The organism is Brevibacterium atlanticum (assembly GCF_011617245.1).
Lineage (GTDB): Bacteria > Actinomycetota > Actinomycetes > Actinomycetales > Brevibacteriaceae > Brevibacterium > Brevibacterium atlanticum.
Genome location: NZ_CP050152.1, coordinates 2,122,341 through 2,146,093 on the forward strand (window position 1 = coordinate 2,122,341; position 23,753 = coordinate 2,146,093).

Here is a 23,753-nt window from a genome sequence, read left to right on the forward strand (position 1 = left end):
CGCACCCAGACGGTTCGCGCGGGAGTGACCTGCACCTCAGCCGAGGCGCTCGAGCGCGACCGTGACCGCCTCGGTGTCGTCGATCTCCGTGATGACATCGGCATGGCAGAGCAGGAACCTGCTCAGCCAGTCCACCGAGTGGACGAGTATCCGAATCCGCACGCTCGTGTCCCCGGACTCGGAGTACTCGCGCTTGGTCACATCGAGTTCATCGGCCAGCCATGCGCCGCGCGCTGAGAGTCCGAGAGTCACCTCCCGAGTGTGCGGCGTCGCCGAGCTCACCGCCAGCGGCGGATGCTCGGTGCTCTCCCAGGAGCGGATGGCGCTGAGTGCGAAGCGGCGCGGTGCTCCCGCGGAGTAGCACCAGGCATCGACATACCAGTCGGCCCCGGGCACGAGGTTCGTCGGGGCGATCGTGCGGGTGGTCAGCTCGTCGCGCGAGCCGACATAGTAGTCGATGCGCAGCGCCGACTCGGTCTCGATCGCCTCCTTGAGTGCCGCGAGCAGCTGCTCATCGGCATCGATGGGGCTGACATCGACCGCGGTGCGCAGGTTCTCTCCCGCCGCTACCCGCAGCTTCTCTGCGGCAGTGGCCACGGCCGCAGAGTCGAGTCCGGGCAGGGAGGAGAGCATGTCGAGGGCGAGGACGAGGACGCCGGCTTCCTCCGCGCTCAGTCGCACGGGGACGGAGACCTCCTCGGCGTTGGAGATGAAGATCTGCCCGCCTTCCCACGAGGCGTCGATGAGGTCATCGGGCATGTGACCGGGACGGCCGGTGACGAAGAGAAGCTCGAGGTCGTCGATGAGGGTGTCCGAGTCGATGCCGAAGTAGGCGGCGGTGTCCTCGAGATCGGCCCCGGGATGGGCATCGAGATAGGGCACGAGGCTGAGCAGCCTGGTGAGTCGCTCACGCGCTGAGGACATCTGCGCCTCCCAACCGGTTCAGTGATGAGCGGATGGTGTCGCGTCGGGTGTCGACGGCGCGGACGAGCTCGGCCGGGGCGAGAGCCTCGACGGCGTCTCCGAAACCGACGATCTCGGCGGCGAGAGCATGCACATCGGAGTACTCGATGATCACGGCCCCCTCCTCCTCCCGGATCTGCCGACGCCGCAGCGGATCGGCCCGGTGCGCGCGAATGGCCAGTTTCGCCTCGGCGACGACGGCCATCTCCGAACTCGACTGCAGGGCCAGTTCCGGGGAGAAGTCCGCAGGGATGGTGTAGTCGCCGGGTTCGCGCCCGCCGAGCTTGCCGATCCTGCCGTCGACACGGGAGAGGCGGAAGGTGCGGCGGGCCTGCCGGTCGAGATCGAAGCCGAAGAGGTAGACGCGGTCGCCGCGGCTGAGCAGAGCATAGGGTTCCAGACGCACCTTGCGTGCGGTCTGCCCGGGCTTGTGATAAGTGAATCCGATGGCTTCGCGCGCGTTGATGTGGTGGAGAGCGTCGGCGAAGTTCGCACTCGCCAGGCGCCTGGCCGCGGTTCCGGGTTCGATCGCGCCACGACCGGGACCAGCCTCATCGAGGTCGATTCCCAGCGCCCGCAGCTTCGTCAGCGCTTGGGCGCTCGAGTCACCGAGCTCCGTCTCGGACCAGAACGCCGCCGCCACGGTCACCGCCGCCACCTCGGCCGGGGTGAGGTCGACGTCGTCCATCGCATAGTCGTCCGCCGAGATCCGGTAGCCGGTCTCCCCCGCGTCCCCGTAGGCATCGTGCTCGGCCCGGGTGGCGATGGTGATGCCCATGTGTCGCAGCAGCTCCTTGTCACGGGAGAACTTGCGGTCGAAGGCGATGTCGTCGAGGCCGCTGTAGCCGTCGATGGCGGTCATCAGCGTCTTGCGCGAGACCCATCCGCGGGAGGCGCGGAGGGCGATCAGCAGGTTCATCAGACGCTCGGTCTGCTGCCTCTGTCTGCTGGGGCGGGGTGTATTCACGATTCCACCGTAACTCAAGCCGGGCGATAGTCTTGGGACCATGATTCATTGGCGCAGAGGATTCGTCTCAGCGATTCGTTCCACCCGGCCAGGATACACAGAGGTCGAGGTCGAACTCGACGAGGCGCTGCCGGGTTCGCAGGTGACCGCGATCCGTGCGATCGCCTACACCGATGCGATCGGCCATCCGCAGATCGATGACACCGTCATCGTCAACGTCTCGGCTCTGGCCAAACGGCTCGGCACCGGCGGTTTCGGGCTCATCGTGGCCCTGCCCGATGCGCTGCCGGCCGATCCTCCGAACGGCCCGGGACATCTGGTCAAAGACCGGTATTCACCGCTGCAGACGATGGTCCTCGGCGTCGACGATCAGGAGTCCGACCACCATGCCGTGCTCACCGAGGCGGAGCGCCTGGAGCGCATGCCCGTTCTCGTCGCCGACCTGCATTCGGCGCTGCCGGCCGTCATCGCCGGGATCCGATCCGTCGATCCGTCGCTGCGCATCGCCTATGTCCTCAGTGACGGTGCGGCACTGCCGGCCCCGTTCTCGAAGGCCGTGGCCGGTCTCAAGGATGCCGGCTGGCTGACCGGGTCGATCAGCACCGGACAGTCCTGGGGTGGGGATCTCGAAGCCGTGACGATCCACACCGGACTGCTCGCCGCCCGGCACGTCATGGAGGCCGACATCACCATCGTGGCGCAGGGACCCGGCAATCTGGGCACGGGCACGAAGTACGGCTTCTCCGGGCTCGTCACCGGCGACCATCTCAATGCCGCAGCACTCCTCGACGGCGTTCCCGTCGGCGTGCTGCGGATGTCGAACGCTGACGCCCGCGGTCGCCATTTCGGCATCTCGCACCACACGCTCACCGCTCTGACCGAGATCGCCCGTCCGGGAGTGCAGGTGCCGGTGCCCGACTTCTCCACCCTCACCGAGGCGGAGCTGGGCGAGATGGATCCAGACCCCCGAGTGGTTGAGGGCATCATGTCCGAACAGCTCGAACGGCTGAGCATGCATGACCTGCTCGACATGGACCTCACCGGACTGTGGGCCGGGCTGGGCACCTCACCTGTGGGCCTGTCGACCATGGGTCGCAGGCTCCCGGCGGATGCGGCGTCGTTCCTCGCCGCGGCCGCGGCGGGACGACATGCCGCCGAACTCATCCGTGTGTGAATGAGTCGGGGCCGGGCTCCACAGAGTCCGGCCCCGACCTCGAGGATCTGTGATCAAGGATGGTGCCTGATCAGCGAAAGTCTGTGATCAGCGCACGTTCTCGAGATCGCAGACGAAGATGAGGCTCTCACCGGGCTGGATGACGCCGCCGGCGCCCTGGTCTCCATAGGCCAGGTGCGGTGGGATCTGCAGGGTCCGACGGCCACCGACCTTCATGCCCTGGATTCCCTGGTCCCAGCCGGTGATGACCATGCCCGACCCGAGGCGGAACTCCAGCGGGGTGCCGCGGTTGTATGAGGCGTCGAACTCCTCACCCGTGGAATGGGCGACGCCGACGTAGTGCACGCTCACGGTGTCACCGGGTCCCGCCTCGGCGCCGTCGCCGATGATGTCATCGACGATGACGAGCTCGGTGGGTGCCTCGCCGCCGGGGAAATCGACTTCTGGCTTCTGCTTCATGTGTCTCCTCCTGTGCTGACCGTTCGTCACGGTCGGTGTGGGTGGTTGTCTGTCTACTGGGCCGAGAGGATGTCGACGACGAAGATCAGGGTCGAGTTCCCCGGGATCGAGTCGTTGCCCTGTTCACCGTAGCCCTTGTCGGGCGGCACGATGAGGACGACCTGGCTGCCGACCTTCTGGCCGACGAGGCCCTCGTTCCATCCGTCGATGACCTGAGCATCGCCTACGGGCGAGACGGGGAAGGGCTGTCCGCCCTTCTTCCAGTTCGAGTCGAAGGCCTTCGAGGTGTCGTCCCAGAGCCAGCCGGAGTACTTCACCGACACGCTCTGGCCCTTCGTGACCTCGGGCCCCTCGCCCTCGATCGTGGCAAAGGTCTCGAGCTTCTTCGGCTTATCGCCCTTCGGCTTCGAGATCGACGGCGCACCGTCGTCGGCCCAGTCCACTTTCACAGGGTTGTCCGACTGGTCGGCCTTCTTGCCTTCGGCGCGGGTCAGCGGCTTCTCGGCCTTCTCGACGTCGATGACGTAGACCAGTGTCTGCGAGGCCTCGCCCTGTTCGGCGCTGCCGTTGAGGGTGAGCATGACGCGGGATCCGGTCTTGACGTCGATGAGCGCGTCGTAGAGGTCCCCGGAGATCTGTGACTTGTCCATGGGGAAACCGGCGGGCGACTTCGAATCGTAGCTCGATTCGACGACCTTGCCGGTCGTGCCGGAGACCAGCGTCATCTGTGCGGTGACCTGTTCGCCGTCGGCGATTTTGTCGCCCCTGCCCTGTTCGAGGACCTTCTTCTCGGTCTTCTTCATCACCAGGGGTGCATCGAAGCTGACTTTCGGCTTCTCCCCCGACTTCCCCTTGACGGTGACGTCGTCGAGACTCGTCGACTTCGCATCCTGGGCGGCCACGGACGGCGGCGGCGTGGTCGAGTCGTCGGACTCGTCGCCCTGCCCACAGGCCGAGAGCAGCAGCAGACCCGCCGCGATGGCGCTGAGCACTTTGGTGCGCACTGGTTTCCTTTCCTCACGAGTGGCCGTCGCCGCGCATCGGCGGACCCGACCGGATCACAGGGCGATCTTACAGGCCCGCGATGAGTGCTTCCGCCTGCGGGTGAGTCGTGGCGAACGGGTCCTTGAGCGCCACGGCCCGGCCGGATTCGTCGTTGAGCCGCAGGTGCACCCAGTCGACCGTGTAGTCCCTCCGGGCCGCGTGCGCGGCCCGGACGAATTCGCCGCGGATGGCCGCGCGGGTGCCCGCAGGCGGTTCGACCTTGGCCTTCTCTGCCGCGGCGGCGGGGACGAGGCTCGTCGCCATCCCGGCCGCCTCCAGCTTCGGGAACAGTCCGGTGGCCGGTGTGATGTCGTGGTAGGCGATGTCGAGTCGGTGGATGCGCGGATCCGTGATGTCCTCACTCCCGCGCGCCATCGACCGTTTGATGAGGGTGCGCTTCATCACCCAGTCGATCTCGGTGTCGACGGCGCTGAAGTCCTGGGATTCGACGGCGGTGAGCATCCGCGTCCACAGGTCGATGACGTAGCGGGCGAGCTCTTCGTCGCCGAGGCTGTGATCGCCGCTGTCGACGAGCCTCTGTGCCCGATCCCGATAGTCCTCCAGCAGCCCGAGCGGGGTCGTTGTCGTCCCGTCGGTGCGTTCGAGCACGACGGACCCGGTGAGGTCCCGGGCGACGAGCCGGATGTCGCGCACCGGGTGGCGCAGCCCGTTCTCCGGGATCCGTGCCCCCTGTTCGATGAGGTCGAGCATGAGGACGGCCGAACCGATCTTCAGCGCCGAGGTGGTCGTCGACATCGAGGAGTCACCAACGATGACGTGCAGACGCCGGTACTTCTCCGCATCCGCATGCGGTTCGTCGCGGGCGTTGATGATGGGCCGTGACCGGGTCGTCGCCGAAGACAGACCCTCCCACATCACATCGGAGCGAGCGGAGAGGCCGAACATCATCTCCGAGCGGTCGGCCACCTCGTCGGGGGCGAAGGCCGACCGGCGGGGAATCACCGCGCCGGCGCCGACGAGCAGCTGGCGGGAGACCAGGAAGGGCAGCAGCACTGTCGTCAGACGGTTGAAGTCGAGGGTGCGGCGGATGAGGAAGTTCTCGTGCGAGCCGTAGGAGTTCCCGGCCGCGTCGGTGTTGTTCTTGACCATGTGCACCCGACCGCCGATGCCCTCGGCTTCGAGTGCGCTCTGTGCCTTGTGCAGCAGGTCGATCATCAGACCCTCACCTGCCCGGTCCTGGGCGAGGAGGTCGGAGAGGTCGTCGCATTCTGCGGTCGCATATTCGGGATGCGAACCGACGTCGAGGTAGAGACGCGACCCGTTGGGCAGGAACACGTTCGACGACCGACCCCATTCGACGACGGGACGGAAGAGGTAGCGGGCGATCTCCTCCGGTCCGATGCGTCGCCCGTCAGCAGCGGCGGTGTGCGCGAGTCCGTATTCGGTCTCGAGTCCGAAGATGCGTGCCATTCAGTCCTTCCTCAGCTCGGCCATCGTCGTCTCGTCGAGACGGCGGAACGTCCGCTGCCGGTGCGTCGTGCGATCGAGGACGGCGGCCTCGAGGTCCTCGTTGGGCAGGTTCGTCCGGGTGGCGGCGGCTAGTGCTGCGACGCCGTGGTTGAACACGGCGGCCAGGTCGAGTGTGGACGTGCGCAGCCCGGACAGGGATGCGGTGATCGCATCGGCCTGCCCTCCGATGGCCACGTGCTCGGTCTCGTCGATGACCGAGCCGTCGTAGCTGAGCCGGTAGAGCTGATCGGCGTCCGCGGTGACGCCGAGTTCGGCGACGACGAGTTCGACTTCGAAGGGCTTCGATTCGGTGGTGAAGACCCCGGCGAGGGTCTGCGCATAGGCGTTCGTCAGGCCCCTGGCGGTGACGTCGATGCGATCGTAGGAGTAGCCGCGCAGGTCGGCGTAGCGGACCCCGGCCTGTCGCAGGGTCTCGAATTCGTTGTACTTGCCGACGGCGGCGAAGCCGATCCGGTCGTAGATCTCCGCGATCTTGTGCAGGGTCGGCGAGGGGTTCTCCGCGAGCAGCAGGATGCCGGAGTCGTAGCGGAGGACGACGACCGAGCGGCCGCGAGCGATTCCCTTGCGCGCGAAGTCGGCGCGGTCCTTCATCAGCTGTTCGGGTGAGACGTAGAACGGGGCCTGGCTCATGACCGGTCCTTTCGCTGTGCCGGGCGCACTGTCGTGGGCGCTGTCCTCATGCCGCTCATGCCCCGGCGGTCCGGGTGCGACGGTCGACGACCTCGGCGGCGGTGGTCAGAACGGATGCCGAATCGATCTCGGTGACTCCCTCAGCGAGGTCGACGGTGAAGATCGTCGGGGCGATCTGACGGACGAAGTCCGGTCCCCCGGTGGCTGAGTCGTCATCGGAGGCGTCGAAGAGTGCCTCGACGGCCACGGTGATCGCCTGGTCCTGGTCGAGTTCGGGCCGCCACAGCTTCTTCAGCGCCCCACGGGCGAAGCCGGATCCCGAGCCGATCGCGTGGAAGCGGTGCTCTTCGTATTTTCCGCCGGTGACGTCGAAGCTGAAGATCTGTCCGTGCGGGGTCACCTCGTCGACCCCGGCGAACAGGGGAACCACGCTCAGGCCCTGCATGGCCAGGCCGAGGTTGCCCCGCAGCATCGCGGCCAGGCGGTTGGCCTTGCCGTTGAGCGAGAGACGGGCTCCTTCGATCTTCTCGTAGTGCTCGAGTTCGAGCTGGAAGAGCCGGATGAGGTCGAGGGCGACTCCGGCCGTGCCGGCGATGCCGATGACGGAGTAGTCGTCGGCGGCCCTGACCTTCTCCATCGAATGGGAGGCGATGAGGTTGCCGATCGTGGCCCGCCGATCCCCGGCCATGAGGATGCCCGAGGCGGTCCGGAAGCAGATGATCGTCGTGCCCTCCGGTGACTGCTCGGACAGGTCCCTGCCCCCGCCCCGCGGCAGGACCTCGGGTGCCAGGGAGCGGGCGAGTTCGACGAACGAGTTGCTCGTCGAACTCAAGAATGCAGGAGGGAATCCTGCCATTTCATTGGCCGCCCTTCTGCACGAAGTTCTTGACGAACTCCTCTGCGTTCGATTCGAGCACACCGTCGATCTCGTCGAGGATGGAATCGACGTTCTGGGTGTTGATCTGACCTTGGACCGCCTCCGGCGGGTCGACGGGTGCGTCACCCCCACCGGTCGATTTGTCGTGTTGGAACTGTTCCTGCGAGCTCATCTCACACCCCTTCAGTCGTTCTTCGTGCTCAGTCTATCCACACCGAGGGCCTCCAGCAGGGCCTCGGCGGTCTCGATTCCCTCGATGCGTTCGGCCAGCAGCGCACGGGTGCCCTTGAGCGGTTCCTGCATGGGCAGGCGCACGATGCCGAAGCCGCCGGCGTTGAGGACGAGAGAGTCCCAGCTGGCGGCGACGAGCTCCTCGCCGAGGCGGCCCACCGCGACCGAGCGAAGGAACGCCCGCGTCCCGTCGGGAGCGTTGGTCACCGCCGCTTCGACCTCGGCATCGGTGGTCATCCGGCGGATCCGTCCGGCCCGTTCGAGCTTGTAGAACAGTCCCTTCTCCGGCCTCACGTCGTGATACTGGACGTCGATGAGGGCGAGCTTCGGGTGATCCCAATCGAGGCTCTCGCGGGTCCGGTAACTCTCCAGCAGGACCCATTTGGCGACCCAGTCGATGGAATCCGCAAGGCTGCGCGGATCATTCGCGAGACCGTCGAGGAACCGTCGCCATTCGGCCAGCACCTCGGCGGTGGCGGGATCGTCGTGGTCGGCGTGTTCGGCGCATGCGGCGTAGAAGGCCTCCTGGATCTCCAGGGCGCTGGTCGTGGTGCCGTCGGCCAGCGGAAGTCGAACGCTCAGTGTGAGGTCGTGGCTGACGTCGACCAGTGACTGTACCGGGTCGGCGAGGTCGATGCGCGGGGCCTGACCCGCTTCGATGAGGGCGAGGACGAGGGAGCTGGCGCCGAAGCGCACGAAGGTCGCGGGTTCGGCCAGGGTGGCGTCGCCGATGATGATGTGCAGGCGCCGGTACTTCGCCGGGTCTGCGTGGGGTTCGTCGCGGGTGTTGACGATGGGGCGGCGCAGCGTCGTCTCGAGGCCGACCTCGGCTTCGAAGAAGTCCGCGCGAGACGAGATCTGGAACCCTTTGCCCTCCCCTTCACGTCCGATGCCCACTCGTCCGGAGCCGCAGAGGACCTGTCGGGAGACGAAGAACGGAATGAGGCCGGCGACGATGTCGTCGAAGTCGACGCCTCTGTCGACGAGGTAGTTCTCGTGGGTGCCGTAGGACGACCCTTTGGAGTCGGTGTTGTTCTTGTACAGGTTGACCGGTTCGGCCGAGGATTCCAGGGCCCGCACGGAGGCCAGCGCCACGAGGTCGCCGGCCCGGTCGAAGGTGACGATGTCGCGGGGTGTGAGCACCTCCGGGGAGGAGTATTCGGGATGTGCGTGGTCGACGTAGTAACGTGCGCCGTTCTCCGTGACCACGTTGGCCAGATACTGCGCCTCGACCTCATCGGTGGGAATATGGGTGAGCTGCGAGGAGTCCGCGTCGGCGATGTTCATGAAGAACCCGCGCGCATCGGCCAACGGAGATTCGGCGGCGAAGTCCCAGAAGTTCTGCGATGACTTCAGCCCGCGCGGTCCGGCGTAGGCGTCGACGACACGCGCCGAGTCGCGCATCGGGTTCGCCTGCGGGTTGCCCGGCTGGCTGAGACCGAACTCGGTCTCCGATCCCATGACGCGCTGGACTCTGAGCATCTGTTCTTCCTCCAAGGTCTAGACTCGGGGACGTGGCTGTCAAGAAATCCCATCTCCCGATCGCACTGATCGTCGACCTCATCCTCGTGGTTCTGTTCACGATCGTCGGTCATTACACACATTCTCACAATTTCGAGCCGCAGGGGCTGATGATCACGGCATGGCCGTTCGTCGCCGCCCTCGTCATCGCATGGATGCTCAGCGCAGTCTGGGATCGCCCGATCTCGCCTCTGGCCACCGGCGCCGGAGTGTGGGCGATCACCGTGCTCATCGGGCTCGTCATCCGCGGGATCATCGGCGCCGGCGGCGAGCCGGGCATGGTGCCGGTGAGCTTCATGATCGTGGCGACCACGCTCAACCTCATCACCCTCGTCGGGTGGCGCATCATCGCCACCGCCGTCACCGGAGGATCGGGCCGCAAGCGCAGCCGCTGACCCGATCCTCCTCGGCTCACACGAGGTCGGAGTTCGGCCGCACCTCGGCCACGTCGATCTCATAGGGCACCGCCGGGGCACCCCGGGTGGTGTCGAGGTGCATCATCCGCAGATGGGTGACGCGTTCGCCCTTCCGCCCGGAGATCCGTGCCCATTCGTCCGGATTCGTCGTGTTCGGCAGGTCCTCGTGCTCGCTGAACTCTTCGGCGATGGCGGCCTCGAAGTGGTCGCGGCGCAGTCCTCGCTCACCGGTCTCCAGCAGCGACTTGATCGCCGACTTCTTCGCCCGGTCGACGATGTTGTGGATCATCGCCCCCGAGGCGAAGTCGGAGAAGTGGAGCACTTCCTTCGACCCGTCGGCATAGCTGACCTCGACGAATTCGTTCTCCGGTGACTGGGCGTACATCCGATCGACGCAGAAGTCGATGAGGGCGGACACCGCCTCGGCGGGAGTCGAATGCCCCTCGTGGACGCTCGTGTGCAGCGGCAGATCCACGGTCAGATACTTCTCGAAGATGTCGCGGGCGGCATCGGCATCGGGCCGTTCGATGCGGATCTTCACATCGAGGCGGCCGGGCCGCAGGATCGCGGGATCGATGAGGTCCTCACGGTTCGAGGCACCGATGACGATGACGTTGTCGAGCTGTTCGACGCCGTCGATCTCGGTGAGCAGCTGCGGGACGATCGTCGTCTCCACATCCGAGGATTTGCCGGTGCCGCGAGTGCGGAACAGGGACTCCATCTCGTCGAAGAAGACGACGACGGGGAACCCGGCCGACGCCTTCTCCCGGGCTCGGGCGAAGATCAGACGCAGCTGACGTTCGGTCTCGCCGACGTACTTGTCCAAGAGCTCGGGACCTTTGATGTTGAGGAAGTAGGTCTTGCGGGTGCGTTCCTCACCTGTGCGGTCGGCCAGCGAGTTCGCCACGGCCTTCGCGATGAGGGTCTTGCCGCATCCGGGCGGGCCGTAGAGCAGGATGCCCTTGGGCGGTTTGAGCCCGTGCTCGGTGTAGAGCTCCGGGTGTGCGAAAGGCAGTTCGACGGCGTCCTTGATGAGACCGATCTGGTCGGCGAGGCCGCCGATGTCCGAATAGGTGATGTCCGGGACCTCTTCGAGCAGCAGCGAGGAGACCTCCGGCTTCTCGACGACCTGCAGCGCGTAGTGGGTGCGGGTGTCGACGACGACGGCATCGCCGACGCGCAGACCCGTGTCGATGAGGTCGGCGGCGAGGACGAAGACCTGCTCGTCGTCACCGGGAGCACCGACGAGGATGCGCGTCTCATCGACGAACTCACGGACGTTGACGACCGAGCCGACCGAGGCGAAGGTGCCGGTGCCGATGATGACGAGCCCTTCGGACAGGAGCACATCGGCTCCGGCCCGCAGCTGGGTGGCTTCGACCTCGGGGGCCACGGCCACGCGCATCCGACGCCCTCCGACGATGACGTCAGCGGCGACACCGGACTCATCGAGGGCGATGAGGGTGCCCCAGTTGTTCGGCGGCTCGGTCAGACGCCGAGCCTCCTCCTTGATCCTACCCAGCTCATCACGGGCCGTGCGGAGGGTCTTCGACAGGGCCTCATTGCGCTTGCCGGCGGTGTAGAGCTGCTGGCGCAGCGAGGCAGTGTCCTCGCGCAGGCGCTTCATCTCGGTCGGTGTCTCGGTCATCGTTCCTCCTCCGACTCTGTGCTGGTCGTGGATGCGGTGCTGGTCGGGTTTGCTGATCCGGCGGGGGCTGCCGTCCCGGACCCGGGTGGTGGGCCGCCGGGTCGGTCGGCGTCGCGCAGTCGTCTGCCGGCATCGCGCATCACCCGGCGCAGCTTCTTGCCGTGGGCGGTGCGGGCGCCGATCGCCGCCTCGGTGACCTCGGAATCGGTCCAGGCACTGACGTCCTCCGGCGCGGCGGTCGCGGCTGCAGGACGTTTCTTCTTCTCCAGCGGGGCGACGCCGTCGGCCATCCGGCGGGCGATGATGAGGAACCCGGTGTGCGCGATCATCCGGTGGTCGGGACGCACAGCCAAACCGTCGGCATGCCAGCCGCGGACCATGGCCTCCATCGATTCGGGTTCGGCGAATTTCTGCGAGGCGCGCAGGGCCTCGACGAAGCGGGAGAGCTGCGGGACGGTGGCGACATAGGCGATGACGATGCCGCCCGGGGCCAGGGCCTCGCTGACCGAGTCGAGGGTGTTCCAGGGGGTGAGCATGTCGAGCACGACCCGGTCGACCGAGCCGGGGCCGAAGGTCTGCGGCAGCGTGTCGGCGAGGTCACCGACCCTCACGGACCAGTTCTCCGGTTCGCCGTCGAAGAAGTCGGCGATATTTCCCTTCGCGATCGTGGCGAACTCCTCGCGGAGTTCGAACGAGTGGACGGAGCCGGTGGGGCCGACGGCCCGCAGCAGCGCCATCGACAGAGCACCGGAGCCGACTCCGGCCTCGACGACGACGGCTCCGGGGAAGATGTCGCCGAGAGTGACGATGAGTCCGGAGTCCTTGGGGTAGACCACCGCGGCCCCGCGGGGCATCGAGAGCACGAAGTCCTCGTACCTGGGCCGGAAGACCTGGAAGTCCACTCCCCCGGTGTTCGAGACGATGATTCCCTCGGTCCGACCGATGATGTCGTCGTGGCTGATGAGCCCCTTGTTCGTGTGGAACGTCTCACCCTCGGCGAGCACGATGGTGTGCATACGCCCCTTCGGATCGGTGAGCTGGACCTTCTCGCTCGCGGAGAGAACGCGCGGAGGCCGGGTATGGAGTGCCTGAGTCATGATGACACCACTCTACGCTGGTGAGGATTGCCTCACACAACCGGCTCAGGCGGCGAGCAGCTCGTCGAAGAACTCTTGGAGGTCGATGACCCCGACGAGGGTGTTGCCGTCCATGACCAGGCTGAACTGAGCCTTGGGACGGTGTGTCAGCGATTCGAGCAGATGCGGGGCGGTGATGTCCTTGGGCACGCCGATCCAGCCGGCCAACGGACGGGCCACCTCGCCGGCGGGAACGGCCTCGAGCGTCTCGGCGAGGCGGCCCGCGGCGGCATGCCTGTCGACGAGTCCATAGGGCAGGCCCTTCTGGTCGAGGACGACGATGAGGGTGCGTTCCTTCGCATTGCCGAGCGTGTTCGCATAGTCGAGGGTGTCGGCGAGGCCGGCGTCCCAGGTCGCTGCGATCGCCGGCTGGATGACCTGGGAGAGGTCGTAGGTCTCCATCTTCCGTGCCCGTTTGGCGTGGGTGGCGGCATCTCCGGCGGAGAACCACAGCATGATCGCGATGAGCGACATCCATGCCACCTGCAGCGGGTCCGGGCGCTCACCTGCCAGCAGCGGGGTGACGACGGACCAGCCGATGAATCCGACTGCGATGATGCGTCCGACCCAGCTGGCGACGATCGTGCCGAGGTACTGGGAGCCGGTGATGCGCCACATGATCGCCTGCAGCGCCCAGCCGCCGTCGAGCGGGATGCCCGGCAGCAGGTTGATCGCCCCGAGTGCGACATTGGCGAAGGTGACCGCGATGAGCAGCAGCCACGGCACCGAGGTGGGGCTGGCCGCACTCAGCGCCCACCATCCCAAGAGGGCGAGGACGATGTTGACGATGGGGCCGACGATCGAGATGACGAAGCTCGTGGTCGCGGCTTTGTCGCGCGGATTGTCGACCTGCGGTTCGAACCGGGTGAAGCCGCCCCAGATGTTGAGCTCGATGGCGGCGACCTTCTGCCCGTAGAACTGTCCGGCCACTCCGTGGGCGAGTTCGTGGAGGAACACAGAGGCGAAGAGGAGGACGGCGTAGGCGAAGGCGACGAACCAGGCTCCGACGCCCAGATCGGGGCGGACCTGGTTGAGCCAGGGAGTGAAGAGGATCGTGATGACGATGGCGGCGAGGAACCACGACCATGCCAGGATCACCGGGGCGCCGAGGACGGTGCCCAGGCGCAGACCCGAGGACGCACCGGGCTGGTGGTTTTTCGCGGCCATTGAAGGGATTCCTCCGGTCGAAGTCGTGGTCAGCAGGTCCACAGAGTGTCGGTTACTCAGCCTAACAGCGACGGCACCGTCGCCGCTGGTCGCCACGTCGTGTCGGTGCAGGTCGTTACAGTGGTGATATGGCCGAGCTCACCAGTCTCTCGCCCTCCCGGGCCAACGACTTCATCCAATGCCCTCTGAAGTTCCGCTTCCGCAGCATCGACAGACTGCCGGAGCCGCCCTCGCAGGCGGCTTTCCGAGGCACCGTGGTCCATGCGGTGCTCGAGAAGCTGTTCACGGCCCCCGCGGCCGACCGCACAGCTGAGCTCGCTCAGTCGATGCTCATGCCGGCCTGGGACGAACTGGTGGAGAAAGATCCCGAGGTACTCGAGATCTTCACTCACGAATCGGAGAAGGAGACGTTCTTCACATCAGCGCGTCGCCTCATCGACTCCTATTTCGTGCTCGAATACCCCGAACACCTCGAACCGGACGAGACGGAGAAGTTCGTCCGCACCACGCTGGACAACGGGCTCGAGCTGCGCGGCTTCATCGACCGGGTCGATGTCGCTCCCGGCGGGCAGAAGCGCCTCGTCGACTACAAGACGGGCAAACAGCCGAAGCCCCAGTACGGACGGGAGGCGAAATTCCAGATGGGGTTCTACGCCCTCGTCGTCTATCGGCTCTCAGGAGAACTCGTCCACACGCTGCAGCTGATGTATCTGGGTTCGCGCAGCGTACTCAAATCGCATCCGACGATGACCGAGATCGAGCAGACCGAGTTCGAGATCGACGCGATCTGGAAGGACATCACTGCCTCGGCCGAAGCCGATCGGTGGCGACCGAAGAAGTCTCCGCTGTGCAATTGGTGCACCTTCAAACCACTGTGCCCGGCCTGGGGCAACTCGGCCCCGCCGACCCCGGAGATCACGAAGATCGTCGGGGTCTGAACCGACCGGCGGCTAGACCGACAGGCGTCTGCAGCAGCGCTCGGCCAGGCCGACGGGTTCCGCAGGCTAGGCCGACGGCTTGCGCAGGGCGCGCAGGTCTTCGACGCCTCTGCCGTCGAGGCCGTCCCACAGGATCCGACCCGGCTTGGGCTCGAGGTCGACGAGATGGGGCACACCCACGGCGATCGTCCCGGCCGCCTCGGCGCTGGCCAGACCCGGCTTCGAATCCTCGAGAGCCACACACTCAGCGGCATCGAACCCGAGCAGGGCCGCACCCTTGAGATAGGGCTCGGGATCGGGTTTGCCGGCAGACACCTCGTCACCGGCGATGAGTCCGGCAAAGCTGCCGGCGGGACAGCTCGCGATGACCGCCTCGGCCAGCGGCCGGTACGACATCGTCACCATCACGCAGGGGATCCCCTCGGCCACGAGCTCGGCGAGGAGTTCGAGGGCACCGGGCCGGAACGGCACCGAGGTGCGGATCTGATCGATCACCGCATCCATCAGCGTCGTCACGATCTCCTCGGCAGGCAGTTCGAGGCCGGCGTCCTGCATCATCCTCGCCGAGGTGATGAGCTCGTTGCCGACGAACTCGAGCCCCTGCTCGTCCGACCAGGGAATGCCGTGGGCGTTCATCAGTTCGGTCTCGGCCCTGATCCAGTACGGCTCCGTGTCGACCAGGGTTCCGTCCATGTCCCAGAGGACCGCGGCAGGGAAGGCTTCGGCAGAATTCGTCATGGTGCCAGCGTAGTCTTGGACCATGAGCTTTCTTCCATCCGGGTCCGGGGCACTCGTCTTCATCGCCTTCGAAGGTCAGGATGCCGACGCTTCGGAAGCGGCGAGTTCGCTGGCCAAGGATCTCATCGAGGTCTGGGACCTCAGCGACTCCGCGATCCTCGACACCGACGGCTTCTACGAGTTCCGCTTCTCCGAACCCGAGATCATCCGCGACGAGGACGGGACGGCGACGATCGCGTGGCCCGGTGTCGCCGTGCATCGCGGCCACCTCGGCGAACTGCCGGTCACTGTCATCCACGGTCACGAACCGGGATTGAAGTGGCGGGAGTTCCTGTCCCTCGTCCTCGCTGAGGTCGGTGATGAGGATTCCGTCGTCCTCCTCGGCGGCCTGCATGCGGAGGTTCCGCACACCCGGCCACTGCCGGTCGTGGCCAACACCGAGGATCCCGGTCTGGCCGCGGACCTCGACGTCGATGCCAACGGCTATGAAGGGCCGATCGGGATCCTCGGACTCCTCGGTGTGGCCTGTCAGTGGCGAGGCGTGCGGGCGATCAACCTGTGGGTCGGGGTGCCGGACTATCTGGCGGACTCCCCGTCTCCGAAGGCCGAGCTGGCTCTGGCCAAGGCCGTCGAGCGGTACACCGGTGTGGAGGTCGACATCCATGTGCTCGAGGAGGAGAGCCGGGCGTGGGAACTCGGCGCCGATGAGCTCGTCTCCCTCAACCCGAATCTGGCTGAGCTCGTCAAGGGTCTCGAAGAGCTCAATGACTCCGCTGACCTGCCCGAGGCCAGCGGGGATGCAATCGCGGCCGAGTTCGAGCGCTATCTGCGCAAACGCGGTCGAGAGAAGTAGGGCGGGACTCCGCCGGAGCCTTCAGTCGAGCAGACGGATGCCGAGCAGCGCGTCCACGGCGTCGGCGACCCGATCGCCGCTGACGGCATCGGATTCGGCGCCTTCGGAATCGGCGTAGTGGTCGGCCCACTCGTCGAGGATGCCCAGGGCCCGGGGGCTGTCGAGATCATCGGTCAGCGCCTCTCGGAGCAGACCGATGATGTGCCCACGCAGACCCTCACGGCATTCGGATTCGCATTTCGCAGCGTGCCGCCATGCCTGCAGGCGGGCCTCGGCGACCTCGAGCTGTTCTTCGGAGAAGCTCCAGTCGGTGCGATAGTGATTGGCCAGGATCACGGTTCGGATGACCATGGGGTCGACTCCGCGTTCACGCAGCTCGGAGACGAGCACGAGGTTGCCCTTGGACTTGCTCATCTTCTCGCCGTCGAGACCGACCATGCCGGTGTGCATGTAGGTTCGGGCCATCGGCTTGTTCCGCCAGGCAGCGGCATGGGCTGCGCTCATCTCGTGGTGCGGGAAGATGAGGTCGTTTCCTCCGCCCTGCACGTCGAGGGGAAGACCCACGTATTCGTCGACGATGACGGTGCATTCGACGTGCCAGCCGGGACGGCCGCGTCCCAGCGTTCCACCGTCCCAGGACGGTTCGCCTTCGCGTTCGGCCCTCCACAGCAGCGGATCGATGGGGTTGTCCTTGCCCGGGGTGTCGGGGTCACCGCCGCGTTCTGCCGACAGCTCTGCCATGGTCTTCGCATCGTCGTGGCTGACGGTGCCGAAGGGCGGGGTGATCGGGGTCGAGACGCGGTAGTAGACATCACCGTTCTCGAGTGTGTAGGCCGCGCCCTTGTCCACGAGGTCACGCACGGCCGCGGCGATCTCGTCGACGGATTCGACGACGCCGATGTAGTCGCGCGGCGGGATCACCCGCAGGGCTTCCATATCGTCGCGGAAGAGCTGGATCTGCGAGGAGGCGAGTTCGCGCCAGTCGACTCCGGTGGCATCGGCGCGTTCGAGGAGAGGGTCATCGACATCGGTCGTGTTCTGCACGTAGATGACATCGAGACCGGCATCACGCCAGACGCGGTTGAGCAGGTCGAATGCCACATAGGTGGCGGCATGGCCGAGATGCGTCGCATCATAGGGAGTGATGCCGCAGACGTAGAGGCGGGCCGTCTGATCCTTCCCGCGCAGACGGCGCGGGCTGCGGGTGCTCGTATCGAATACGGTCGGCACCTTGCCGGTGCTGGTCAGACGGGGCAGTTGAGGTTCGGGCCATGACTTCACGGCACCCAGCCTAACCGAGTCACCGACGTTCGGCACTTCGGGTCCGACGTGAATCTCGTGACCCGATCCCGGCGCTCAGATCGGCGGCCAGGGGATGACGGTGCGGTCGTCGGGAGCTTCGGGGAAGAACTCCGCTGTGAGAAGGGTCGCGGCGCGCTCGGACAAGGCCGCCAGTTCTGCCTCGGACAGGCAGTCGGCCAGCGCGGTGCGCAGCGGCTCGTCCATTGCCGCGACTGCTTCGAGGGCGTCGATCTCTTCGGCGTGGAAGGAGGCTCGGGAGAAGCCCCAGAGCACGGTGCGCAGCTTCTCCTCGGCATGGAAGGTCAGGCCGTTGTCGATGCCGAAGACGCCGATGTCAGTCGGAGCGATGCTCGGCAGGCAGCTGCCGGTGATGACATGTCCGGCCTTCCGGTCGGCGTTGTTGGCCAGCAGATCGAAGAAGGCGACGGCCCGCAGCCCCTCGGCCACGCTGTGTGAGAGCACGAGGTCACGGCCGTCCTCGGTGCGCAGGGCGAAGATCGGGGTGTGATCGGCAGGGATGGCGCTCACCGCGCTCAGGGTCACGGCCTCCTCATCGTCGGAGGCTTCGACATACGCCTGCAGCGAACCGCGGCCGTCGGGCAGGTCATCGCGCAGCACGGTCGGCGGAACCACGCCGAGGTCCAGCTGCGAGCTGAGACGGTAGGCCGCGACCTCTCTCAGGGCTAGACTGTGGGGCGGGAAGTCGTGCAGCGGACGTTCACCGGAGATGGGTTTGTACACGGCCCTGAAGGCGCGGCCGGAGTGTTCGACGACGAGCAGCCGAGTGTCGTTGCTGGCCCGTGGGATCGACCCCATCTCGGTCCAGTCACCGGCTGTGAGTGCGTCGAGGAGAAGGCTGTGGTCCATCACGGTTCAGGCGCGTGGGATCCCGTTGGCTCGCGGGCAGAGGTGTCCGTCCGGTTCGAGCGGGAGCGAGCAGAACGGGCAGTCGCCGCGTCCTGCGCTGACGACCTGTTCGCCGCGGCGAGAGAACTCGCGCGCGGCCGCCGCGTCGAGGACCACGCGCAGCACCTCGCGTTCGACCTCGTCGTCATCCGGGTCCGCGGAGGTGCCCGCCCGAGCATCGGCCTCGGTGAGTTCGAAGCATTCGATGACGAGTTCGTGTTTGACCGTGTCCCAGCCCAGGCTCATCGTGCCCACGCGGAACTCCGGTTCGATCGGCACATTCAGCCCGGCATTGTCGATGCGGTCATCGAGGGCCGTCTGCGGCACACGAGCGGCGGGGTCCTTGATCATCACCATGTCGAGCAGTTCGGTGACTCGGTCGGCGAGGATCTCCACCTGTTCCTTCTCCACGACCACGGTCGTCAGTGAGGTTCCCGACTTCGCCTGGAGGAGGAAGGTCCGTTCCCCCGGGAGTCCGATCGTGCCGACGACGAAACGATCCGGTGTGGGGTGGTCGTACAGAGCTGCCATGTCTTCAGCCTAGTCCAAACCCTTACATGTGACTCCGGCCTGGGATACATTTGAGTCATGAGCACTGATCCTCGTGAGGCCCTGGACGCATTCCTCGAAGCAGTGAGAGAGCACTACGCTGCATCCGCACACCGCACCGGAGACCAAGACCCCAGAGTCGAAGCGGCGTATATGGCATTGGCCGACGCCTTCGAGATCTACGAAGATGCGATCTACACCGCATTCGACGAGGTGACGCCCTTCGAACTGTTCGACGACGTGGAGGACGCGAAGGACGATGACGACGAGTTCCCACTCGATGATGACGAGGACGACTGAGCTCGATTCCTTGTGAGCAGATCCGTCCGGGGATCAGCCAGACAATCCGCCCGGGAATCAGGAGATCTGCTCGAGCACCTCGGCGATCTCGTCGGCCAGGTCGACGTCGCTGCCGGTGATCTCGGCGAGCTGGGATGCGGTGCGTGGTGACACCAGGGTGCAGGCCACGCCGCGATGGCGGTTGAAGGCCAACGCGATGTCCGTCGTCGACACACCGAGCGCCGAGGCGGCCCGACGCACCCCTGCGAGCACCCGGTTCGATCCATCGTCGAGGTACTCCGTGACATAGTCGGCGAGTTCCCCTGCCAGCCGTGAGTCCTGCGGGGTCGCATTCCGGTATTTGTCCGTGAGCACGCCGCGGCCCAGGCCGGCACCGGCGATGAGCCCCACCCCTGCGTAGTCGGCGGCGGGCACGAGATCGTCCTCGGCCTCCCGGTTGAGCAGCGAGTACTCGGCCACAGCGCACGAGATCGGGATCCCGGCTCCGCGCATCTCCGCGAGCTGCCAGCCGGTGTGGTGGGAGACTCCGACGTAGCGGATCTTTCCGAGCGTGAGCAGCGTGTCGATCGCCGAGGCGGTCTCCGCCCTGTCCACGTTCGCATCGAAGACGTCGAGGATGAGCACATCGAGGTGGTCTCGACCGATGCTGCGCAGCAGAGAGTCGACCTGGGACAGGATCCGTGCCCGTCCGAGGCCGACCTCGATGTGGTCCGTCTCACGCATGGACACGCCCGCACGGGCCATCATCAGCATCTCTTCGGGAAGTCTCAGCTGGGCGATCACCTCAGCTGCGAAATGGTGCGCACTGGGCAGTTCGATGAGGTTCCCACCTGCATCGTTGTACTCATCGACGAGGTGCTGGGCGGCTTGGGCGTCGACCCGGTGGCCCCATTCGAAGGTGCCGAGACCCACATCGCTGACGTCGAGTCCGGTCTGGCCGATGCGTTGGTGCTTCATGCTTCTTGAGGTTACCCGATCTGCCGACTACCGTGGTTGCGTTCCCACCCACTTTCACAAGGAGTCGTATGTACGACTGGTTGGTCGCTGCCGTGCTCGGAATCGTGCAGGCACTCACCGAGTTCCTCCCGATCTCATCCTCGGCGCATGTGCGCATCGTCGGCGAGCTCATGCTGCCCGGAAAGGATCCCGGTGCCTTCTTCACGGCGATCATCCAGATCGGCACCGAGGCGGCCGTCATCGTCTACTTCTGGCGGGATATCGTCTCGATCATCTCGAAATGGTGCAGGGCCCTCGTCGGCAAGCACGATCGCAGAGACCCCGAGGTGCGTCTGGGCTGGCTGATCATCGTCGGGTCGATTCCCATCGTCATCATCGGACTGCTGTTCCAGGACTACATCGAAGGCGCTCTGCGCAGCCTGTGGATCACCGCAACGATGCTCATCGTCTTCGGCCTCGTCATCGGCCTCGCCGACTGGGCGGGCAAGCGCGAACGGACGCTTGACGACATGACCTGGGGACAGGGCATCCTCTACGGCTTCGCTCAGGCGCTGGCGGTCATCCCCGGCGTGTCACGATCCGGCGGCACGATCATGGCCGGTCGGTTCATGGGATTCGACCGTCCGTCAGCGGCCCGCTATTCCTTCCTGCTTGCCATTCCGGCGGTCGTCGGATCGGGCCTCTACGGTGTCTATGAGACTCTCGGCCGCTCTGAGGACATGGTCCTCGGGTGGGGTCCGACGATCCTCGCGACCGTCATCTCCTTCGGACTCGGACTCGTCGTCATCCACTGGTTCCTCAAGTATGTGCAGACGAAGTCGTTCGCGATCTTCGTCTGGTACCGCGTGGCGCTGGGCATCGTGCTCTACATTCTGCTCGGCACAGGAGTCCTCGCCGCCGTCTGAGTCGTCAGCGCATTCCGCCTCCGCCGACAGTGTTCGATTGGGCGAGACCGGCCGCGGTGACCGAAGTGGCAGCGAGAACCGGCCAGTCGCCCGAGAAGTCGATGATCGTGAACGATCCGGGTGCCACACTCAGTCGTTGGAAGTCATCGAGCGGCATACCCAGGGCGTCGGCGATGATCGCTTTGATGATGTCGCCGTGGGAGACGACCATCGCCCACCGAGGCGGCACGTTCGCTTCCGACTCCCCCGCCTCTGCGCGCTCGCGATCCTCTTCCGCCTTGAGCTCGGCGACGAGCTCAGCGATGCGGGAGACGGATCGCACGGCAGCCTCGGCGATGGATTCCCCTCCCGGGAACCGCGCTGCGGAGGGAGTTGTGAGCACCGTCTCCCACAGCGGCTCTCGTCCCAGCTCCTTGAGTCCGCGTCCCGTCCAGTCGCCGTAGTCGAGCTCGACGAATGAATCGTCGACGTCTACGACATCGCTGTGGACGGTCTTCTGGGCGATCGCGGCTGTCTCGACGCAGCGGGTGAGCGGCGAATGCAGGAGTCGGGAGAATCGGCGGTGCGGAAGCAGCGCGAGATTCGCTTCGAGCGCGCTGACTCCCTCGTCGGTCAGCGACACGCCGGGGGCGCGTCCGGCCAGGATTCCTGCCGTGTTGGCACTGGAGATGCCGTGCCGCAGAAGAACGATGACGGGCATGCCATCAAGACTAGCCCAGATCGTCTAGGGTGGGCCTATGAAACGTCAGCGACCACGGATGACCTACGAGTTCCGGAAGGTCTCGTTCTCCCGGGATGTCCCGCGTTCGGTCAGCCTGCAGGAGCTCAACGACGAAGCGGAATACGGCAGATGGGAGCTCGCCCGCACCCGCATCTCCGTCGGAGGAGTGCGTACGGTGTGGTTGCGCCGCAAGATCATGCCGCTGACGCAGAGCGCCTGACCCGCGCCCGGTGAGGTCGCCTTCTTCGCCGGCGTCGTCACCATCGTCGGGATCGCGGTGACGATCACGCCTTCAGCAGGAAGTCCCCGAGGACCCTCGTCCCGAACTTGAGCGCGGAGATCGGCACCCGCTCGTCCACGCCGTGGAACATTGCGGGGAAGTCGAGATCGCCGGTCAGCTGCAGGGGTGCGAAGCCGTAGCCGGTGATGCCGAGCTCGGCCATGGACTTGTTGTCCGTTCCGCCGGAGAGCGTATACGGAAGCACCTTCGCAGAAGGATCGTCGGCGAGCAGGCTCGCCTTCATTTGCTCGACCAGAGGAGTGTCGTAGGGGGCCTCGAGGGCTTCGCCCTCGTCCTCCGGGCTGATGTCGACTCCCTCCCCCGCGAGCTCCTTGATCGTGAGCATGACGTCCTCGTGCTGGCCCGGCAGGGTGCGGCAGTCGACGTAGCCGGTCGCCGTGCCGGGGATGACGTTGTGCTTGTAGCCGGCGCCGAGGAACGACGGATTCGAGGTGTTCTGCAGGGTCGGGGCCACGAACTTCTCAACGGAGCCGAGCTCGGCCAGCAGCTGCGGGACCGTTTCGGCGCGGAACTCGATGCCGGTCAGCTCGGAGACGCCTTCGAGCAGCTGGCGGGTCGCCGACGGGATGTCCTGCGGCCACGGATGGCTGCCGATGCGCGAGATCGCTGAGGCCAAGCGGGTGACCGGGTTGTCGTCGTTGCGCTGCGAACCGTGACCGGCGGTGCCGTGGGCGATGAGGTTGAGCCAGGCCAGGCCCTTCTCCGCGGTCTGGATGAGGTAGACCCGCTGGCCGCGGATGTCGACGGAGTATCCGCCGACCTCGGAGATCGCTTCGGTGGCGCCGGAGAAGAGTGCGGGGCGATTGCGGACCATATGCCGGGCACCGTAGTTGCCTCCGGCCTCCTCGTCGGCGAAGAAGGCGATGATGAGGTCACGCCGAGGCTGCAGGCCCTGACGCTGCATCGCCCGCACCGACGCGATGATCATCGCGTCCATGTCCTTCATGTCCACCGCGCCGCGACCCCAGAGCAGGCCGTCCTTGATGACGCCTTCGAAGGGGTCGACGCTCCAGTCCTCGGCCGCGGCGGGGACGACGTCGGTGTGGCCGTGCACGACGAGGGCCGGGGCGCTCGGATCGCTGCCCTTGACCCGGGCGACGATATTGGCTCGGCCCGGCGAGGATTCGACGATCTCGGAAGGCAGGTCCACCTCGGCGAACCAGGAGGCGATGAGTTCGGCGGCCGGCAGCTCGGGGTTGGCCTTGTTGCCGCCCCAGTTCTGCGTGTCGATGCGGATGAGCTGCTGGCAGAGGTCGGTGACCTCGGCTTCGGCGGCGCTGAAATCAACCACGGTGGTTCCCTTCGGTGGTGCGGATGTGTGCTTCCACCGTATCCCACCCGCACAGCCTCCGCGGGGCCGCGTTCACAGGAGCAACGTCAGTCCCTGCAGGAAGAACCCGGTGCCGCGTGCAAACGGCACACTCAGCGGTGGACAGCCCCATTTCGGAACGAGGCTGCTCAGCGCAGAGCGTCCCTCTTGATCACTCACCCGTGCTGCCTGCTGCCGAGAATGTACACCTTTCTCCGAATCACTCACCGAAGAACGTGAGTATTCGAGA

At 66.1% G+C, this 23,753-nt stretch carries 26 protein-coding genes; 7 read left to right on the forward strand and 19 right to left on the reverse strand.

Features of this window, described 5'->3' with window-relative positions; translation table 11 throughout:
- Positions 1-36 precede the first annotated feature (36 nt).
- Together GUY23_RS09480 and GUY23_RS09485 are read right to left on the reverse strand one after the other, a co-directional pair.
- Positions 37-924, reverse strand: a complete 888-nt coding sequence (locus GUY23_RS09480; protein ID WP_166971749.1) for a WYL domain-containing transcriptional regulator — start codon at positions 922-924, stop codon at positions 37-39.
- Positions 908-1,930 carry a helix-turn-helix transcriptional regulator gene (locus tag GUY23_RS09485; RefSeq protein ID WP_228282178.1) on the reverse strand — a complete coding sequence of 341 codons (1,023 nt, stop codon included), beginning with the start codon at positions 1,928-1,930 and terminating at the stop codon, positions 908-910. The genes GUY23_RS09480 and GUY23_RS09485 overlap by 17 nt, the downstream gene beginning before the upstream one ends.
- Before the next feature lie 40 nt (positions 1,931-1,970).
- On the opposite strand from GUY23_RS09485, the gene GUY23_RS09490 reads away from it, so the two are divergent.
- Positions 1,971-3,104, forward strand: a complete 1,134-nt coding sequence (locus GUY23_RS09490) for a DUF3866 family protein (protein WP_166971751.1) — start codon at positions 1,971-1,973, stop codon at positions 3,102-3,104.
- A gap of 87 nt (positions 3,105-3,191) precedes the next feature.
- Here GUY23_RS09490 and GUY23_RS09495 read toward each other — a convergent pair whose 3' ends face one another.
- The 7 genes from GUY23_RS09495 to dop all read right to left on the reverse strand — a co-directional run bounded on the left by GUY23_RS09495 (position 3,192) and on the right by dop (position 9,318).
- A complete protein-coding gene (locus tag GUY23_RS09495; RefSeq protein ID WP_166971753.1) occupies positions 3,192-3,563 on the reverse strand; it encodes an FKBP-type peptidyl-prolyl cis-trans isomerase in 372 nt (123 codons plus the stop codon).
- A 53-nt stretch (positions 3,564-3,616) separates the two neighbouring features.
- Complete coding sequence (locus GUY23_RS09500; RefSeq protein ID WP_228282179.1) at positions 3,617-4,567, reverse strand: FKBP-type peptidyl-prolyl cis-trans isomerase; 951 nt, start codon at positions 4,565-4,567, stop codon at positions 3,617-3,619.
- A 67-nt stretch (positions 4,568-4,634) separates the two neighbouring features.
- A complete protein-coding gene (pafA, locus tag GUY23_RS09505) occupies positions 4,635-6,038 on the reverse strand; it encodes a Pup--protein ligase (RefSeq protein ID WP_166971754.1) in 1,404 nt (467 codons plus the stop codon).
- Positions 6,039-6,728 (reverse strand): proteasome subunit alpha, encoded by a 690-nt coding sequence (prcA, locus tag GUY23_RS09510; protein ID WP_166971756.1) that lies wholly within the window; start codon positions 6,726-6,728, stop codon positions 6,039-6,041.
- A gap of 55 nt (positions 6,729-6,783) precedes the next feature.
- Positions 6,784-7,584 carry a proteasome subunit beta gene (gene prcB, locus GUY23_RS09515; protein WP_166971758.1) on the reverse strand — a complete coding sequence of 267 codons (801 nt, stop codon included), beginning with the start codon at positions 7,582-7,584 and terminating at the stop codon, positions 6,784-6,786.
- Position 7,585: 1 nt separating this feature from the next.
- Positions 7,586-7,777: a ubiquitin-like protein Pup gene (locus tag GUY23_RS09520; RefSeq protein ID WP_166971760.1), complete on the reverse strand. Its 192-nt coding sequence runs from the start codon at positions 7,775-7,777 to the stop codon at positions 7,586-7,588.
- An 11-nt stretch (positions 7,778-7,788) separates the two neighbouring features.
- The gene (gene dop, locus GUY23_RS09525) at positions 7,789-9,318 is read right to left on the reverse strand and encodes a depupylase/deamidase Dop (protein ID WP_166971762.1); all 1,530 of its coding nucleotides are present in this window, start codon (positions 9,316-9,318) and stop codon (positions 7,789-7,791) included.
- Positions 9,319-9,350: 32 nt separating this feature from the next.
- Between dop and GUY23_RS09530 the strand changes: the two genes are divergently transcribed.
- Positions 9,351-9,752 carry a DUF3054 domain-containing protein gene (locus tag GUY23_RS09530; protein ID WP_166971764.1) on the forward strand — a complete coding sequence of 134 codons (402 nt, stop codon included), beginning with the start codon at positions 9,351-9,353 and terminating at the stop codon, positions 9,750-9,752.
- 16 nt (positions 9,753-9,768) lie between these two features.
- On the opposite strand, the gene arc is transcribed toward GUY23_RS09530, so the two are convergent.
- From arc to GUY23_RS09545, 3 genes are read right to left on the reverse strand one after another with little or no spacing between them, the layout of a single operon-like run.
- Positions 9,769-11,421, reverse strand: a complete 1,653-nt coding sequence (gene arc, locus GUY23_RS09535) for a proteasome ATPase (protein ID WP_166971766.1) — start codon at positions 11,419-11,421, stop codon at positions 9,769-9,771.
- Entirely contained in the window at positions 11,418-12,518 is a 1,101-nt protein-coding gene (locus GUY23_RS09540; RefSeq protein ID WP_166971768.1) for a tRNA (adenine-N1)-methyltransferase, read from the reverse strand. Before GUY23_RS09540 ends, arc begins: the two co-directional genes overlap by 4 nt.
- 45 nt (positions 12,519-12,563) lie before the next feature.
- On the reverse strand, positions 12,564-13,724 hold the full coding sequence (locus tag GUY23_RS09545) for a site-2 protease family protein (protein WP_166971770.1): 1,161 nt from the start codon (positions 13,722-13,724) through the stop codon (positions 12,564-12,566).
- A gap of 128 nt (positions 13,725-13,852) precedes the next feature.
- Between GUY23_RS09545 and GUY23_RS09550 the strand changes: the two genes are divergently transcribed.
- Positions 13,853-14,662, forward strand: a complete 810-nt coding sequence (locus tag GUY23_RS09550; RefSeq protein WP_166971772.1) for a RecB family exonuclease — start codon at positions 13,853-13,855, stop codon at positions 14,660-14,662.
- Positions 14,663-14,728: 66 nt separating this feature from the next.
- Here GUY23_RS09550 and GUY23_RS09555 read toward each other — a convergent pair whose 3' ends face one another.
- A complete protein-coding gene (locus GUY23_RS09555) occupies positions 14,729-15,400 on the reverse strand; it encodes an HAD family hydrolase (RefSeq protein WP_228282182.1) in 672 nt (223 codons plus the stop codon).
- A 22-nt stretch (positions 15,401-15,422) separates the two neighbouring features.
- Here GUY23_RS09555 and GUY23_RS09560 point away from each other — a divergent pair, with 22 nt between their 5' ends.
- Positions 15,423-16,253 carry a proteasome assembly chaperone family protein gene (locus GUY23_RS09560; protein WP_166971776.1) on the forward strand — a complete coding sequence of 277 codons (831 nt, stop codon included), beginning with the start codon at positions 15,423-15,425 and terminating at the stop codon, positions 16,251-16,253.
- Between the two features lie 21 nt (positions 16,254-16,274).
- Here GUY23_RS09560 and mshC read toward each other — a convergent pair whose 3' ends face one another.
- The 3 genes from mshC to GUY23_RS09575 form a co-directional block, all read right to left on the reverse strand.
- Positions 16,275-17,534, reverse strand: coding sequence for a cysteine--1-D-myo-inosityl 2-amino-2-deoxy-alpha-D-glucopyranoside ligase (mshC, locus tag GUY23_RS09565; protein WP_166971778.1), 1,260 nt, complete (start codon positions 17,532-17,534; stop codon positions 16,275-16,277).
- 75 nt (positions 17,535-17,609) lie between these two features.
- Entirely contained in the window at positions 17,610-18,422 is an 813-nt protein-coding gene (locus GUY23_RS09570) for an SCO1664 family protein (RefSeq protein ID WP_166971780.1), read from the reverse strand.
- A gap of 6 nt (positions 18,423-18,428) precedes the next feature.
- The gene (locus tag GUY23_RS09575) at positions 18,429-18,992 is read right to left on the reverse strand and encodes a DUF3090 domain-containing protein (protein WP_166971782.1); all 564 of its coding nucleotides are present in this window, start codon (positions 18,990-18,992) and stop codon (positions 18,429-18,431) included.
- A 57-nt stretch (positions 18,993-19,049) separates the two neighbouring features.
- On the opposite strand from GUY23_RS09575, the gene GUY23_RS09580 reads away from it, so the two are divergent.
- A complete protein-coding gene (locus tag GUY23_RS09580; RefSeq protein WP_166971784.1) occupies positions 19,050-19,310 on the forward strand; it encodes a hypothetical protein in 261 nt (86 codons plus the stop codon).
- Between the two features lie 57 nt (positions 19,311-19,367).
- On the opposite strand, the gene GUY23_RS09585 is transcribed toward GUY23_RS09580, so the two are convergent.
- Positions 19,368-20,267, reverse strand: coding sequence for an aldo/keto reductase (locus GUY23_RS09585; protein ID WP_166971786.1), 900 nt, complete (start codon positions 20,265-20,267; stop codon positions 19,368-19,370).
- A gap of 68 nt (positions 20,268-20,335) precedes the next feature.
- Between GUY23_RS09585 and GUY23_RS09590 the strand changes: the two genes are divergently transcribed.
- Positions 20,336-21,172, forward strand: a complete 837-nt coding sequence (locus GUY23_RS09590; RefSeq protein WP_166971788.1) for an undecaprenyl-diphosphate phosphatase — start codon at positions 20,336-20,338, stop codon at positions 21,170-21,172.
- A 4-nt stretch (positions 21,173-21,176) separates the two neighbouring features.
- Here the strand turns inward: GUY23_RS09590 and GUY23_RS09595 are convergent, their stop codons facing one another.
- Complete coding sequence (locus GUY23_RS09595; RefSeq protein ID WP_166971790.1) at positions 21,177-21,872, reverse strand: histidine phosphatase family protein; 696 nt, start codon at positions 21,870-21,872, stop codon at positions 21,177-21,179.
- Between the two features lie 37 nt (positions 21,873-21,909).
- Here GUY23_RS09595 and GUY23_RS09600 point away from each other — a divergent pair, with 37 nt between their 5' ends.
- Positions 21,910-22,113: a DUF5703 family protein gene (locus GUY23_RS09600; protein ID WP_228282184.1), complete on the forward strand. Its 204-nt coding sequence runs from the start codon at positions 21,910-21,912 to the stop codon at positions 22,111-22,113.
- A gap of 64 nt (positions 22,114-22,177) precedes the next feature.
- On the opposite strand, the gene GUY23_RS09605 is transcribed toward GUY23_RS09600, so the two are convergent.
- Positions 22,178-23,485, reverse strand: a complete 1,308-nt coding sequence (locus tag GUY23_RS09605) for a M20/M25/M40 family metallo-hydrolase (RefSeq protein WP_166971792.1) — start codon at positions 23,483-23,485, stop codon at positions 22,178-22,180.
- Between the last annotated feature and the right edge of the window lie 268 nt (positions 23,486-23,753).

What these genes read in the sequence shown, in the direction of transcription:
- GUY23_RS09480 (WP_166971749.1), bottom strand. Translation starts at nt 924, where the DNA reads ATGTCCTCAGCGCGTGAGCGACTCACCAGGCTGCTCAGCCTCGTGCCC.
- GUY23_RS09490 (WP_166971751.1), top strand. Translation starts at nt 1,971, where the DNA reads ATGATTCATTGGCGCAGAGGATTCGTCTCAGCGATTCGTTCCACCCGG.
- GUY23_RS09495 (WP_166971753.1), bottom strand. Translation starts at nt 3,563, where the DNA reads ATGAAGCAGAAGCCAGAAGTCGATTTCCCCGGCGGCGAGGCACCCACC.
- pafA (WP_166971754.1), bottom strand. Translation starts at nt 6,038, where the DNA reads ATGGCACGCATCTTCGGACTCGAGACCGAATACGGACTCGCGCACACC.
- prcA (WP_166971756.1), bottom strand. Translation starts at nt 6,728, where the DNA reads ATGAGCCAGGCCCCGTTCTACGTCTCACCCGAACAGCTGATGAAGGAC.
- prcB (WP_166971758.1), bottom strand. Translation starts at nt 7,584, where the DNA reads ATGGCAGGATTCCCTCCTGCATTCTTGAGTTCGACGAGCAACTCGTTC.
- GUY23_RS09520 (WP_166971760.1), bottom strand. Translation starts at nt 7,777, where the DNA reads ATGAGCTCGCAGGAACAGTTCCAACACGACAAATCGACCGGTGGGGGT.
- dop (WP_166971762.1), bottom strand. Translation starts at nt 9,318, where the DNA reads ATGCTCAGAGTCCAGCGCGTCATGGGATCGGAGACCGAGTTCGGTCTC.
- arc (WP_166971766.1), bottom strand. Translation starts at nt 11,421, where the DNA reads ATGACCGAGACACCGACCGAGATGAAGCGCCTGCGCGAGGACACTGCC.
- GUY23_RS09540 (WP_166971768.1), bottom strand. Translation starts at nt 12,518, where the DNA reads ATGACTCAGGCACTCCATACCCGGCCTCCGCGCGTTCTCTCCGCGAGC.
- GUY23_RS09545 (WP_166971770.1), bottom strand. Translation starts at nt 13,724, where the DNA reads ATGGCCGCGAAAAACCACCAGCCCGGTGCGTCCTCGGGTCTGCGCCTG.
- GUY23_RS09550 (WP_166971772.1), top strand. Translation starts at nt 13,853, where the DNA reads ATGGCCGAGCTCACCAGTCTCTCGCCCTCCCGGGCCAACGACTTCATC.
- GUY23_RS09555 (WP_228282182.1), bottom strand. Translation starts at nt 15,400, where the DNA reads ATGACGAATTCTGCCGAAGCCTTCCCTGCCGCGGTCCTCTGGGACATG.
- GUY23_RS09560 (WP_166971776.1), top strand. Translation starts at nt 15,423, where the DNA reads ATGAGCTTTCTTCCATCCGGGTCCGGGGCACTCGTCTTCATCGCCTTC.
- GUY23_RS09570 (WP_166971780.1), bottom strand. Translation starts at nt 18,422, where the DNA reads ATGGACCACAGCCTTCTCCTCGACGCACTCACAGCCGGTGACTGGACC.
- GUY23_RS09575 (WP_166971782.1), bottom strand. Translation starts at nt 18,992, where the DNA reads ATGGCAGCTCTGTACGACCACCCCACACCGGATCGTTTCGTCGTCGGC.
- GUY23_RS09580 (WP_166971784.1), top strand. Translation starts at nt 19,050, where the DNA reads ATGAGCACTGATCCTCGTGAGGCCCTGGACGCATTCCTCGAAGCAGTG.
- GUY23_RS09585 (WP_166971786.1), bottom strand. Translation starts at nt 20,267, where the DNA reads ATGAAGCACCAACGCATCGGCCAGACCGGACTCGACGTCAGCGATGTG.
- GUY23_RS09590 (WP_166971788.1), top strand. Translation starts at nt 20,336, where the DNA reads ATGTACGACTGGTTGGTCGCTGCCGTGCTCGGAATCGTGCAGGCACTC.
- GUY23_RS09595 (WP_166971790.1), bottom strand. Translation starts at nt 21,872, where the DNA reads ATGCCCGTCATCGTTCTTCTGCGGCACGGCATCTCCAGTGCCAACACG.
- GUY23_RS09600 (WP_228282184.1), top strand. Translation starts at nt 21,910, where the DNA reads ATGAAACGTCAGCGACCACGGATGACCTACGAGTTCCGGAAGGTCTCG.